Source organism: Spirulina subsalsa FACHB-351 (assembly GCF_026130165.1).
In the GTDB taxonomy this organism is placed as follows: Bacteria; Cyanobacteriota; Cyanobacteriia; order Cyanobacteriales; family Spirulinaceae; genus Spirulina_A; species Spirulina_A subsalsa_A.
The window spans coordinates 1-14,300 of record NZ_JAIHOM010000026.1 but is presented as its reverse complement, the minus strand read 5'-3'; the positions used below and the strand labels follow the sequence as shown (position 1 = coordinate 14,300).

The window sequence follows — 14,300 nt, the reverse complement described above, 5'->3', positions numbered from 1 at the left end:
CAACACTACGCAAACAGCCTCAATCCAAATAATCCGGGTTTTCCCTTGGGGATGGTTGCCTTTGCACCTCCTCCTCCACCGTCTCCTCTTGGGGAATTTCCAACTCCAGAGACTCCTGTTGAGACTGTTGTAAGCGTAACGGCGTTTTTTCCAACTCCGGCAACGCCAAAAGGTGTTCCTTCTCCCGTTGACGACGCTTCGGCATCAAAATCGGTAACGGTTCCACCTTCTCCAACCAACATTCCGCCACCGGGAGCGTATGTTCCAAATCCTCCAGGGGCCGGGGAATCACCATCACCGCGCTAAACTCCCCAATCCGTTCCGCCTCAAACATTCCCGCCTCAACCGCCACCGCCACATTAGCCACAGAACCGCGAATCACTGCCGTACATAGACCATCCCCAATTTTCTCATACCCCGCCAACTGCACATCCGCCGCCTTTAACATGGCATCGGCCGCCCCCACCAGTGCCGGAAACCCTCGCGTTTCCAACAAACCCAAGGATTGATTACTCAGACGACTATAGCCCCTTTGTTCTTGCTGCATTTGGGCTAAATGGGTCCCAATGGGGAAAATTACCTCTAAATTCGGCAAAGGACGAGGTAAAACCATCTTAGACACCAACTGGCCAAACTGTTCAGCCGTTTTCGCCCCTTCCTCCACCGCTAACCGGACATCCGCCGTTTTTCCTCGGACAATCGCCGTACAGTACCCACTCCCTATTTTTTCATACCCCACCAACGTCACCCCGGCCGACTTCAGCATCATATCCGCCGTTCCCACCACGGCCGGAAAACTACGAGTACAGACCAAACCTAGCGCGCTATCAGTCATCATGCGTCTTTGAGCAGCACTTTGAGCAGCACTTTGAGCAGTGCTATTGTGGGGTCGAGTTTGAATTAAACGGCTGTGGAGTTCCATCTTGGACATGGTGTTACCTATTTGGGCGAAGGATTGAAAAGCTCTAAGCGAAGTCCCCTAATACTACTCTAGTGTATCCTATGGCAGTCTGACGGAGGGTCAGGAAAAGTAATAGCAGAGATTAGCCCAGAAACCCGGTTTCCCGCTTAAGGTCAGAAACCGGGTTTTTGGGTGGGTTTAGGGGGAAAACGAGAGCATCAAGGCACCCCAGTTTCTTCTTTAGCTAGGGGAAAACAAGGCCATCCGTAGGTTGGGTGCAGCGGAGCGCGAAACCCAACAACTCATCGCCCAACAGTAGCTAACATTGCCCTATTTCATACGAAGCAATTATGTTGCCACTACTAGAGTACAAAACCCACAATCATGTTAAATTCTTGCTTAATTACCATTTTGTCTTTATTCCTAAAAGTGGACAAGTAGTTATTTCGTTAGTACAGCAGGTAATATTAGTAGTGAAACGGTCAAAAAATAGATCGAAGACCCTCATCATGCGGTAAATTAAAAGAACACGGGGAATAAATTCCCCTGAGTCGTTTTTCCTCTCAGGTCTAAAGACACTGAGTTTCCAAGCTCCCACCCTTTTCTTATGAGCAAGGAATTAAATGATATTAAAGCATCCGGGGATTTAAGGTGCGGGGTGCTGGTGCGATCGCACACTAATCATCTGGGAATCGGTAAAATTCTTACCCAGTCTGATTCCCAAGTGGAGGTGGAATATTTCTGCTCGGTAGGGAATCGCATTCACAAAACCTTGCCCGTAAAGGATTTGCATCGGGTGAAACTTGAGCCGCAAACCCGTTGCTACATCTGGACAGAAGCCCAAAATCGATGGCGGATGGGGAGAATTTTCGCCCGAGACGACAATCGCCCCATTTATCAAGTGGATTTACCCGATGGTCAAACTCAGAGTTTTCCTGAATCTGAGATTTATGTGCGGTGCAACCGTCCCATTGCCGACCCCATTGATATTTTGGCCATGAAAGGCAATGACACCCCCTACTTTCATGATCGCCGATTCCCCTTCGTCCAATCCCTGATCGAGCAGCGTGCCGTCAGTCGCGGTATGACTGGACTGTTTTCGGCTAACATCGCACTCTATCCCCATCAAGTTGAAGTAATCCGGCGAGTCCTAGAAGATCCGATTCAGCGCTACCTCTTAGCGGACGAAGTAGGACTCGGAAAAACCATTGAAGCGGGTGCAATCCTGCGCCAGTATCTCCTGGATGAACCCCAAGGGAGAGGAATGATACTGGTTCCTGAGCATCTGGTGGAACAGTGGCGGCAGGAGTTGGAAGAGAAGTTTTACCTATCCGACTTTGGCGATCGCATCGAAATTTTGGCCGTTAATCGCTGGCATCAAATCGATCTTCGCGGGAATTTAGATTTTCTGATCTTAGATGAAGCTCATCACATCGCCTCCCTCGCAACCGCCTCCGATAGGACACAAAAGCAATGCTTTGAAGTCTGCAAAACACTGGCTCATCAGGCTAAACGTTTATTGCTCTTATCGGCGACACCAGTTCTCAATCATGAGCAAGATTTTCTAGCCATGCTGCACTTGCTCGACCCTAAGACTTATCGATTGGACGATTTAGCAGGATTTCGAGAACGGGTGCAAAAACGTCAAGAAATTGGGCGAATTTTACTCTCGTTTAAGGAAGGAGCTAAACCCTATAGTCTGAAAATCAACCTGAAAAAACTCAAAGGGTTATTTGCGGAGGATCGATATTTAATTGACCAAGCCGAGGCGTTAGAAGCGAAGCTTCAAGGGGAGATGGATAGTCCAGAAAATCGCGATCGCCTCGTTGGATTAATTCGCAATCATATCAGCGATACTTATCGACTTCACCGGCGGATGCTTCGCAATCGTCGCGAGTCAATTGAGGATGTGATTTTTGATCGTAATCCCATCCTCAGCGCTGAGTATGATTTAGATGAGAGAACGCCGAGAATTCATGAACTCCTCGATGAATGGCGGATGATTGCTCCTTCGGAACTGGCCTATCAACGGCTGTTTTTACTGTTGTTTCGCGCCAGTAGCACTTGGTTAGGGATTTTTCAACAAGTTATTGAAAGTCGGTTAACAGGCGTTGCGGTTCCCACCCTGAATTCTGATTTTAGTGCGGAGGATCTTCATCGGTTGACCCACACGCCTCACTTTGCCGGAGAAACTGAGATTTTAGAAGCTTTCCTGGAACTGGTGAGAGAGCCTTCGGAAGAGGGCGATCGCCTCCAGTTATTAATCATGATTCTGCTTCAAGAACTCTCAAAGCGCTTAAAAATTCCCCCCTATGGCAGCCCGGGGGAACGAACGAAACGAGTGCAGCAGTTGATTGCCAGTCCCTTGATAAAGTTACCGATGGGTAAAATTGTGGTATTTACCAGCTTTACCCAAGTTTGCCATCAAATTATGCGGGTTTTAAGGGAAGCGTTTGGGAAACAGGCAATCGCCGCTCACTACCTTGGACAATCATCCCAAGAAAGCAAGGCTAACATTAAGCAATTTTGTAACCATTCTCAATGCCTCATTTTAGTCTGCGATCGCTCTGGGGAAGAAGGACGCAATTTACAAATGGCCAATTGGGCGATTCATTTCGATCTGCCAGGATCTCCGAACCAACTGGAACAACGAATTGGTCGAATTGACCGCATTGGTTCTCAACGGGAAATCAAATTTTCGGTTTTGACTGGTCCCGAATTAGCAGATAGTTTTCAAGAGGTTTGGTATCAAATCTTGAAAGAAGGATTTGGAATTTTTCATTCTTCTATTGCCAGTTTACAGTTCTATGTAGATGAAAAATTACCCCGACTCGAAAGGCTTTTATTTGAATTAGAACCCAGCAGCCTTTTTGAACAAATTCCTCAGATACAAGAGGAAATTGAATTAGAAAAAACCAAAGTTGAAGAGCAAAATGCTTTAGATGAAATAGATGCCCTCAATGAAAATGCGGCTCAGTATTTTCAACAATTAGATGAGTATGATGCTCAACATCATAACCTCATGCGAGCCACCGAATCTTGGCTTCGCGATACCTTGCAATTTAAGCAAAGTAATTGGCAAAATTTATCAGGTTTACGAACCTACAAACCGACCCGAAATACCTTAATTTCTACTCGTGATATTCTTGATCGTTTTGGGCATTGTTTGCAAGAACCCGGAACCTATAACCGTCGATTAGCCAATCAGCATCAGAAACATCACGTTCGCCTGTATCGAATTGGGGAACCATTAATTGATGCTCTTAATGACTATATTCACTGGGATGATCGCGGTCAAGCCTTTGCAATGTGGCGATATGATTTGACCTGGGATGAAAGTGAAGGGATGGAATGGTTTGGGTTTAGGTTTAATTATGAAATCGAAACGGATTTAGAGGCAGCTCAGATGATTTTAAAAAATCAGCCGGGAAATCGGGCTAATTTTCAAGCCTTAAAGCGATTGGCTGATGCCTTATTTCCTCCTCAGTTAGAAACCGTATTTTTGGATGCCAGATTTGAACCCATGTCCGGGGTTGAGGACCCGAAAGTTTTAGAGATTTTACAACGTCCTTATGACAAGCGCCAGAACAATGGGTCGCGTGATTATAACTTAGGCAAACAAAAGTTACCCATTCTCGATCAGTTCATCGATTCCTCGCAATGGGCCAATTTTTGCCGCCAGGCGCGAACACAGTCGGAAGCATTCCTGCGCGAACAACCAGAATTTATGGCACTATGCGATCGCTTTTTTGAAACCGCCCAACGGAAACTCGATCACCGGGTTGACCAAATTCGTCTCCGGTTGAATCGACTGTCTGAATCTCAGGATGGTATCCACCAAATTTTAGAACAAGAACTAGCCAGAGAAAGTGCGTTGAGTCAAGCCCTTTTAAGTGGGATTTACAATCCTCGGATGCGCTTAGATTCTGTAGGATTTTTTATTATTGCTGGCTATCCTCCCAGTGTAGAATTCAAAGAGGAGGATGAACCATGACTCACTCATGCCAAAAACTCATCAACCTCATCCAAACTGGCGATCGCCTCCCCTCAGACTGCCCAGACTGGAGCGAAACCTCTTATCAACGCTTAATTACTGCCCTCAACCCCCCTAATCCGAAAAACGCACCAGGTGCAGGAGATATTGCCAGTTTGGTGCGCCATATTTTACGCCGAGAAGATGAACTCCAAGGGGGTAGTCCCCAAACCCTCAAAGTTCCTCGGTTCTCTCCTTGGCCCACCCACAAAGAAATCTGGCAAAAACATGGGTTTGATATTTTAGTAGAAAATTCACTCAATTATGTAATTCGCGCTCATCCTTGGCAACCGGAATGGTTAGACTTGAGCCGTCGCTATCCTCCGGATGCCCCGGGTTTTAAAGCAGAAGAGCGGCGCAATTGCGAACCGCAACCGGGAGATCCTTTTCTCTCTCTTTTAGGCCGCACAAATTATCGCAATATTGGACAGAAAGAGGCGATTCGTGCGGTATTGACAGCCCCTAAAAATGCCACGTTAGTGGTTAACTTACCCACCGGATCCGGGAAAAGTTTAGTGGCACAACTTCCAGCCCTATTGGCTTCTCAAACTGGCGGGGTGAGTATTGTCGTCGTTCCCACCACCGCATTAGCCCTGGATCAAGAACGAGCTTTAAGCCAATGGATTGACCATCCTACAGCTTATTATGGGGATAATTCGTTAGAGGGAAAAACTAGACGAAAAGCTATGCGCGATCGCATTTGTAACGGGAGTCAACGCATTCTCTTTACCTCCCCCGAAAGCCTGATCTCTTCCCTCGCCCCGGCACTATATAAAGCCGCACAATTAGGGAGGTTGCGGTATTTGATTCTTGATGAAGCGCACATGGTAGAGCAGTGGGGCGATGAATTTCGTCCCGCCTTCCAAGAAATTCCCGGTTTGCGGCGAGATTTATTGCGAATTGCTTCGTTTCAGACCTTGTTACTGACAGCAACCTTAACCGAATCTTGTTTAGAAACCCTAGAAACTTTATTTGGAGAACCGGGAGAATTTAAAGTCATCTCAGCCGTGCAATTGCGTCCAGAACCCGCCTATTGGTTCGCTTGGTGTCCGGATGAAGAAACCCGAACCCAACGACTCATAGAAGCCATTGCCCACCTGCCTCGGCCTTTAATTATTTACACGACCAAAGTAGAGGATGTCAAGCGGTGGGACACAGAATTGTCCGAGGCTGGATTTAAGCGCTATCGAACCATGACGGGGAAATCCTCCACTCAAGAGCGCTGTGAATTAATTGAACAGTGGCGCAACCAACAGGTTGACTTAGTGATAGCAACTTCGGCTTTTGGCTTAGGAGTTGACCAGTCCGATGTTCGCGCCGTTATTCATGTTTGTATTCCGGAAACCATCGACCGTTTTTATCAAGAAGTTGGGCGAGGGGGACGAGATGGTAAGGCCGCAATTTCCCTGACTTTACATACGACCCCTGATGTTAAAATTGCCCAATCCCTAAATGAGAAATCCTACATTACCATCGAGCGAGGTTTAGAGCGATGGCAAAGTATGTTTAGCCAAAAAGAACCGATAGGAAATGATCGCTATCGGATTCCCATTAATATTCCTCCGACTCTACGGGAGAAAGATATTGATATGAATAGCGAACAAAACCGCGCTTGGAATATTCGGACCTTAACCCTGATGAGTCGGTCTGGTTTAATTGAAATTGATGGAGAACAGCCTCCTAAATTCAATTCCCTGATCTCCGAAGCCGAACTTCAACAAATCTGGGAAAAATATCGAAACTCTCGCGTGATTAGAATTAGGAATCAATGTCATCTTGATCGCCAAACTTGGGAAAGCAAAGTAGAACCCGTGCGGAAAAAAGGTCTGGACTGGGCTTACCAAAATCTGAAGTTAATGAAAGAGGCATTACGTCCGAAGTATTGCCTCTCAGAAATCTTTGCTCAAACTTATAGCATTCATCCGAGATTATCATCACAATCAAGAACCAAAGTAACGGTTTCTAAAGCCTGTGGCGGTTGTCCTCATTGTCGCAAAGTTTCTCAGAAACCTTTTCCGGGAATTATGCCTTATCCTAAACTGATTTGGACCAAACCCCAATGGGAAATTGGTCTTGAATTAAGCCGGATACTGGAGCGGGAGAAATTGTTGATTCTCTTTTATGATGCCCTGGATCGGCAAGGTTGGAAACAGGATGGCGATCGCATTTTAAAATGGTTGATTGAACAGGGAATTAGAAATCTGGTTATTCCTCCCCAATCGCGCACCTATTTCTGGAACCATCTTCAGCCTAGCCAACTTTCAACGGGCTTTATTTTCTACTTTGAAAAGTATGAACCTATCAAAATGCCGCACATTCCTACTTTAATTTTCCATCGAGGCAATGACACTATTCCTGAAACCTATCTATTCCTTAATCATTCTGCCCTAGCGCCCCGAATTTTGATGCTACCAGAACATACTCCTGACCCCAGTCGAGAAGATAGAAAGCTGATTGAGATTTTTTCAGGGCGTTATTTTCGCTTAAACCACTTTCTCCTGGAGATCGGCTTATGAGTGTCCTGAAAACAAAGCTTGCTAATCCGAGTAGGATGCGAGGTATTTTCCGCTACTTACTGCAAGTCGAAGGACAACGGCAGAAACGGGAAATTCTCGAACAACTTTTATCGCCTGAAAAATTGGCGGAGGGTAAAACCCCCTCTCGTCCGATGTTTAATGCGGCGTTGAATGAAAGTCTCAAATGTAAACTGTTGATAGAAGTTAAAGAGGGGGCGATCTCGATTAATCCCGAACTGCCGCAACTAGCGCGTGACCCAGAATTGGGAGATGACTTATTACCCGATACATTGATGGAGCTATTCTTCAATTCTGATAATGAAGATGAATTTGATTTTGGATTGGATTGTGCCTGGTATTTAGCTCAAGATATTTATGATGCGATCGGCACTTGGGAAGAGGTAGAAAAGCGAGTCTCTGAGCAAAAAGTAGCGGAATCGTTAGATTTGAAGTTATCGAGTAATACTCTATTTGGTCACCTAGAAGATTGGATGTCTTATTTCGGGTTAACTTGGAGACATAGTTTAAACGGCAAAAAAGTGGCCGTTGCCGATCCAACTGTTTATATTAGGCGCAACCTAGAAGCGTTATTTAATGGACAATCTGAATCCAAGCTCTCCCTAAAAGAATTTATGGATCGCCTTGCGAAACGCTGTCCGCTCTTTGAAACCGGAAAATTTCGAGAAAAAATCGAAGAAAAAATTGGTCGCAGGCCGCCGAATTACCTCTCAACTAGCACTGCTTTTGCCTTATTTCGCCTGAAAGACGAGGGATATATTGACCTACGCCGGGAATCCGATGCGGAGTTGATGATTCTCCCCAAAGCAAATCAAACTGTTGATGACGAAAGCCGAGTTTCCCATATTATTTGGACCCCATAACAACTATGACTTTTACAAAATTTGTCTGTTGGAACCGAGACAATGTACGTCGGGTGATGGAAGTAGAAGCGACCCAAGTGACTGATTGGGTCTTTCTCGCCACCCATCATCCCCTTCCTATGTATCGCCAAGAACTGATTGAGGGAGACTCGCAAATTGTTTACAGTGAGCAACAATTTCTTCGGGATTTCTTGGCTTCCCCAGATTTTGCATTTGTCCCAGTTTTAGGACAATCGGGAACGGGTAAATCTCATTTAATCCGGTGGTTATCAGCCAATATTCTCTCCACGGAAAAGCGTAAAGTCATTCTCATTCCTAAAATTGGCACCAATTTAAAAGATATCATGAATTTAATTCTGGAAGGAATGGAGGGACATCCCTTTGATGAATACCGAGAGCGATTAAATCGGGCTACCAATAGTTTAAATGAAGCGCAAGCTGGGGAACAACTGCTTAATCAATTAGCGGCAGCCGTTGGCCCTAATGCTCGTCGCGATCGCAGCAAACTCTCTGAGGCAGAAGACTACTTAGTTGAAGAATTAGGGACGCTCCTCTATGACCCCTTTTTCCGCCAAGAACATTGGCTAAAAAAGGGCGGAATTATTGACCGCTTAGTAATTCATACCCTGGGTCATCGGGATCGCTTAGAAATTATTGAAGAACGACGGCAATTTTCAATTGAGGATTTACCTTTAGCGGTTCGCAACTTTGAAAAAGCCGGAGAAAAATCTCGCGATTTCTATAGTTTACTCATCGGGGATGAAGACATTCAGCAAGCGACGGTGCAATGGTTAAATCAACATTTGGATGAGGCGATCGCACAAGTTTTGAGTTTGGGTCGTGAAGACTTGCAACGATTAATGCGGGAAGTTCGGGAAGCCCTTGCTAACCAAGGCATAGAATTAGTATTACTTATCGAAGATTTTGCTAAGTTGCAGGGGATTGACCGGGAAGTATTAGAAGCGGTTTTAGCACGACCTCAGCAATTTGGTGGGAAACCCCTCTGTGCCATGCGAACGGCTTTAGCCTGTACAACGGGCTATTTTCAAAGCTTAATTGAAACCGTGCGTCAACGAGTCAGTTTCAGCGTAACGATGGATATTGGCTCGATTAATCAGGAATCCTTAATCACTCCCGCAGACATTCAAGAATTTGTAAGTCGTTATTTGAATGCCGTTCGCTTAGACGATGGAGAGCTTCAAAACTGGTTTAAATCTCGCCATCAAGACTCTGAAGGAAAGGAGCTAAAAAGTGCTTGCCTAGACTGTGAACATCATCAAGCTTGCCATGCTGGGTTTGGGGCAATGAATCAGATTGGTTTTTATCCTTTCACCCCAACTGCATTAGAAGAGATGCTCAGTCGGGTGAATACCGGAACTTTCAATCCGCGAATTTTTATTCGAGATGTTATCAAATGGACATTAGAAAATTCCCAAGCGGATCTTGAAACTGGACAATTTCCATCAGCTTCATTGCGGGAACATTTCGGCAAGCCAAAACTGAGTGCAATTCTCCAAACAGATATTCACAATAGAGACCCAGAACATGGCGCTCGTCGTGCAATTTTGCTAGATTTGTGGACTGATGGCAGTCAATTGGTCGATTTACCCACTGAAGTTCACACAGCTTTTGATATTCCACCCTTGGGGTTAACGATTCAAGAAAGCAAAGTCAGTAGAACAGTTTCTCTCACCCAGGAAACTGCATCAGCTTATGTGGTTAAGCCCCAAACTTCAGGAGAAAGTCCAAAAGTAGCGACAGATTTAGAAATTCCTCCTCGCCTCCAAGAAAAATTACAACAACTCGATAGCTGGAACAACCAAGATATTCTCTCGCAAAATTTAGCTAAGGAGTTGCGGGAGTTTATTTACCCGGCTGTTGTAGAACGAATTAACTGGAATACAGAAATGTTACTGGAGGGAGTCTTTGCCAGTAGCAGTAGCAAAATATTTAAGCAAAGAAACCTAACGTTTTACAGTCCTAGAGTCACTCGGGAAACCATTTCTGGAGTCAAGTTATCCCTGCCACTTAATCCAGAGGATGAGAGTGAGTTCCGGGAAACTGCGATCGCCTTTCAAGGGATTTTACAATACAAACATTACAAACATTGGAATTTCCCCAATGGCGATCGCTACTTCCGCACCTACGCTAAATATTTAGAACGCTGGAGTCAGTATGTCTTAGAGCAAATTCGCCTCTATCCTCGGGAATCGGGTGAACCTTGGAACCCCATCCCGGCAGCGGTGGAGTTACTGGCGATCGGCGCAACAATGGCGGGACATTCCACCAACTCCCTCGAAGAGTTGATTAACTCTTTATTCCTAGATTTAGACCCCAAGGACCTAGACAATCGGAGTAAAAGCTGGAAAGAGTTAATCAAAACCTTAGAACAACATCGGGATGGGTTATTAGAAATTGTCACCAGTCGAATTGTCTGTACGAAAGGCAGTTCTAAAGACTACCAGATTGTTGATGTGGTTCAAATCCTCGAACCTTTACGACAGGTGAGTTTATCTTGGCAACCGCAATCGGAAATTCCCGAAGATGTCCGCAGTTATGATATCTTTAAAGCCCTTGACAGAACTCGCCAAAACGTTGATGAGTTATTAGAAAGGGCGATTCAGGAAGAACGCGATCGCCTGCTGAGTGTTTATCGAGAGTTAGTCGGTGAATTGGGGGAAAACTTTAAAAAATCAGAAGTGATTGAACAAATGAAGATAGCCCGCGATCGGGCGACAGATGCCGGAGTTTTTGGTCTAAAAAATACCCACTCGTTCGATACAGCCCTTGACAATTTTGCCAAAGCTCCGATTAGCAAGTATGTCCAAACCATGAACCAGCTAGAAGCAGAAAATGAATCGGCTAAATTACTGCAATATCTCAGCCAAGACTATCAAAAATCCATCAAAAGTGCGACCGAATTCCTCCAAGTAATGAATAAGAGTCTCGATTTGTCCATAACCCGCGCTCAAACGGAAGTAGATAATCTCAGTTTGAGTGGGGAGAAAACCCTAGAATCGGCTCAAAAAGGGATTTTAGAAGGGTTAGCAACTCTGGAAAATTTGCTCACGGATATTAAAGGATAAAAATCATGCTCCTAGAAAAAGCACAACAACTCAGCACCTTAGCAGACCAAAAAATCCAGAGGGAGAAATATGTCAAGCATCGCCAAGGATTTGAATCCAGACAGAAGCAGATAGAAAATGCGATCGCCTCATTAGAACCCCTTGACAATGCTGTAAAAATTTTTCGTGATCGTGGTTTGGCAGATTTTGATGTCAGCAATAAAGCCGATCAACTCTTGGGACTTATCATTCAAGCCAAAAAAAGATTTGAAGAAAACCCTGAATGGATTATTGAAAATAACAATTTTGATGGTAATCGGTTTAAATCCAGCATAGATAGTTTGGCGAAGTCGCTCAGGCAACATTTAGAGCGAAATTGGAAACAATACTTAGCTCAACAGATGCCGAGTACCAATGATGAATTATTGAACCTGCTGGCTAAAATACCATCGTTTCGGGCTGATGTTGAACATATTCAAAAATTAAAAGCTGACATTGATCAGGTAGAATTTCCTGAAACTCAAAGCATATTTGGACATTTAGAAAATTCAATTAAGAATCTAAAAAAATGTTGGGAGGACTTGAGCGGTGATGATGTACCAGAAGCGGTGTTAATCTTTCTTAGACGTGCCGCTGATCCTGAAGGTGCGACACTTGACCTGCTGACTCCAGAGGTCACAGAATGGCTCGATCGCCACCAAATTTCCCAAGCCTTACGAATTCGCTTACTCTAAAACCTTTTTAGACTTCTCCACGGGTTAAAACCGTGAACTCTTTTTTGGGAATGTTAAGGAAATTAAACACCTTAAGTGATATCCCGACACTTTTTGACCTGCCCCAAACTCAGATAGCCACATAAATACTTACCTTTTTTACTTTAATAGAAATATGGTGATTGATCTTGACATATTCAAAGATTGTCAGATAGGGTGAAGGCGTTTAAGTAAAATTTCTTAAGGAAAATACATGGATTTAATTGATTTTTGTCCTATAGGTTTGGAGTTAAGTACCCTATGGCCAGTCCGTTGAAGTCTCCTGATCCTAAACTGAACACACATCACTTCGGCAAGCAGGTTTGGGCTAACCTGGATTATGATTTACGTTGTGTCTGGCTTCATTGGTATCCCACGCCAAGACCATGTTTTAACTTAGATATGCTGAGTAGCCTAAAAGAGTATTCACTCTATATACAAAAACTTCATCAAAACGAAATTAATTGCGCTTCAAATAATTCTTTTAATTATAGGGTTCTTCTCTCTGAGGTTCCTGGAGTCTTTAATTTAGGAGGAGATTTAGAGAGATTTATACATTGGATAAGAACTAAGAATGAATCGGCACTTTTAAATTATGGTCGTAGTTGTATTGAGGTTTTATACGCCAACTACATCAATTATGACTCCTCCACGATAGGAATTGCCTTAATTCAAGGTCTATGCCTTGGTGGAGGCTTTGAAGCTGCACTTACACATGATATCATCGTAGCCGAAGAACGTTCACAATTTGGCTTTCCAGAAGTACTCTTTAATTTATTTCCGGGAATGGGGGCTTATTCTTTTTTAAGCCGACGTTTGGGGCAGAGATTAGCCGAGGATATTATTCACAGTAAAAAACGTTATTCAGCACTGGAAATGCTGGAATTAGGCATTGTTAATTATGTCGTAAAAGATGGTGAGGGGATTCAATCGGTTAAAGATTTAATTCGGCAAAAAGAACGGAATCATAATAGTCTTGCTGGGTTAGCGAGAACTCGACGCATTTCACAAAAGTTAGATTTTAGTGAGTTAGAATCTGTTGTCGAGGTTTGGGTAAAACACGCACTCCAGCTTACCGATAGAGATTTACGATTGATGGAAAGATTAGCCAATAAACAGATGAACTATTGAATTATTAAGAATTATTCCCTATTCCCTTGTTGAGTCCAGCGTTGGGCTTTTTCAGCAGACCCTAAGTAGGGGTAATTCATGTTACCCCTACACCCCATTCCCCTAATCTTGACTCGGTACACAAAGCGGAATCCCCCAAGCCGAAAACTCTAGAGCCTCTCCCAAATCCCCATCCTCTAACCCCCCCCGTGGAGCCATCCAACAATACAACAGGCCCTCCTCCTCATCCTCAACCCACTTCATCTGGGGAGTCGTCACCGCCAAAGGGAGAACAGACGGAACAACAGGGTTAGCTCCCTCACCCGTCTCCCAACCATCCCCGCCACCCGTCACAACCTCACCCACCTCAACTCCACCCCTAACCACTGGAACAGAACTCGCGCCAGCCCCCCGAGGTCGAGACACACTAGACCCCCCTTGTGCAGCCTGAAACACCCGACCCGGTTCTACCCAAACCCCTAACCCCCCAGTACCACCGCGACCCCCGGCACCCCCAGCACCACCGCCACCACCCCCCACACCGCGACCCCCGCCGCCGCCACCGCCCCCAGTGCCACCCTGGCCCCCTTGTCCCCCCGTACCGAGCAACTCCAAGCGACCGGGCGCTGTCCTGATTTCTGCCCCAGACAGCACAATCCCAACCCCACCATCGCCCCCATCACCACCGCGACCTCCAGCACCCCCGCCGCCTCCGCCTGCATTTAAGCCCACCTGCACACTACTCCCGCCATCCCCATTCACTAAGCCATCCTGACCATCCTGACCGCCCCCTGTGCCAGCCCCTCCGCGACCGCTTCCGGTTCCCCCATCTCCTCCATCCCCATTAGCCGTTCCCCCATCACCCCCGAGGCCGCCCCCATTGCCGCCACTGCCCCCATTGCCAAACAGATTAACCCCCCCAGCGCCGCCCCCTCGTCCCGCATCACCGCCGCCACCGCCGCCATTAGTCGCCGTTGCACCCCCGCCGCCGCCAGCCCCCCCAGCACCGCCATCACTCCCAGTAACGGGCATTCCATCCCCC

The 14,300-nt window shown here is 45.7% G+C and carries 7 protein-coding genes and 2 pseudogenes; 7 read left to right on the top strand and 2 right to left on the bottom strand.

Translation table 11 applies throughout. The features are described from left to right. Window positions 1–19: 19 nt before the first annotated feature. Complete coding sequence (locus K4A83_RS23100) at window positions 20–838, bottom strand: BMC domain-containing protein (protein ID WP_407809932.1); 819 nt, start codon at window positions 836–838, stop codon at window positions 20–22. A 493-nt stretch (window positions 839–1,331) separates the two neighbouring features. Between K4A83_RS23100 and K4A83_RS23095 the strand changes: the two are divergent. The 7 genes and pseudogenes from K4A83_RS23095 to K4A83_RS07005 form a co-directional block, all read left to right on the top strand. Beyond that, window positions 1,332–1,394 (top strand): annotated as a pseudogene (locus K4A83_RS23095) (IS200/IS605 family transposase); the annotation flags it as partial. A gap of 114 nt (window positions 1,395–1,508) precedes the next feature. Then, window positions 1,509–4,895 carry a protein DpdE gene (dpdE, locus tag K4A83_RS07030; RefSeq protein WP_265263757.1) on the top strand — a complete coding sequence of 1,129 codons (3,387 nt, stop codon included), beginning with the start codon at window positions 1,509–1,511 and terminating at the stop codon, window positions 4,893–4,895. Beyond that, window positions 4,892–7,450 (top strand): protein DpdF, encoded by a 2,559-nt coding sequence (dpdF, locus tag K4A83_RS07025; RefSeq protein WP_265263755.1) that lies wholly within the window; start codon window positions 4,892–4,894, stop codon window positions 7,448–7,450. The genes dpdE and dpdF overlap by 4 nt, the downstream gene beginning before the upstream one ends. Further along, on the top strand, window positions 7,447–8,331 hold the full coding sequence (gene dpdG, locus K4A83_RS07020) for a protein DpdG (RefSeq protein ID WP_265263754.1): 885 nt from the start codon (window positions 7,447–7,449) through the stop codon (window positions 8,329–8,331). The genes dpdF and dpdG overlap by 4 nt, the downstream gene beginning before the upstream one ends. A gap of 5 nt (window positions 8,332–8,336) precedes the next feature. Then, on the top strand, window positions 8,337–11,417 hold the full coding sequence (gene dpdH, locus K4A83_RS07015) for a protein DpdH (RefSeq protein ID WP_265263752.1): 3,081 nt from the start codon (window positions 8,337–8,339) through the stop codon (window positions 11,415–11,417). A 5-nt stretch (window positions 11,418–11,422) separates the two neighbouring features. Next, the gene (locus K4A83_RS07010; protein ID WP_265263751.1) at window positions 11,423–12,130 is read left to right on the top strand and encodes a hypothetical protein; all 708 of its coding nucleotides are present in this window, start codon (window positions 11,423–11,425) and stop codon (window positions 12,128–12,130) included. A 279-nt stretch (window positions 12,131–12,409) separates the two neighbouring features. Beyond that, complete coding sequence (locus K4A83_RS07005) at window positions 12,410–13,279, top strand: crotonase/enoyl-CoA hydratase family protein (RefSeq protein ID WP_265263750.1); 870 nt, start codon at window positions 12,410–12,412, stop codon at window positions 13,277–13,279. 102 nt (window positions 13,280–13,381) lie between these two features. Here the strand turns inward: K4A83_RS07005 and K4A83_RS07000 are convergent. Continuing rightward, window positions 13,382–14,300 (bottom strand): annotated as a pseudogene (locus K4A83_RS07000) (hypothetical protein); the annotation flags it as partial.

Excerpts from the sequence above, each read along its gene's own strand:
- dpdF (WP_265263755.1), top strand. The coding sequence starts at position 4,892 with ATGACTCACTCATGCCAAAAACTCATCAACCTCATCCAAACTGGCGAT.
- dpdE (WP_265263757.1), top strand. The coding sequence starts at position 1,509 with ATGAGCAAGGAATTAAATGATATTAAAGCATCCGGGGATTTAAGGTGC.
- dpdG (WP_265263754.1), top strand. The coding sequence starts at position 7,447 with ATGAGTGTCCTGAAAACAAAGCTTGCTAATCCGAGTAGGATGCGAGGT.
- K4A83_RS07010 (WP_265263751.1), top strand. The coding sequence starts at position 11,423 with ATGCTCCTAGAAAAAGCACAACAACTCAGCACCTTAGCAGACCAAAAA.
- K4A83_RS23100 (WP_407809932.1), bottom strand. The coding sequence starts at position 838 with ATGATGACTGATAGCGCGCTAGGTTTGGTCTGTACTCGTAGTTTTCCG.
- dpdH (WP_265263752.1), top strand. The coding sequence starts at position 8,337 with ATGACTTTTACAAAATTTGTCTGTTGGAACCGAGACAATGTACGTCGG.
- K4A83_RS07005 (WP_265263750.1), top strand. The coding sequence starts at position 12,410 with ATGGCCAGTCCGTTGAAGTCTCCTGATCCTAAACTGAACACACATCAC.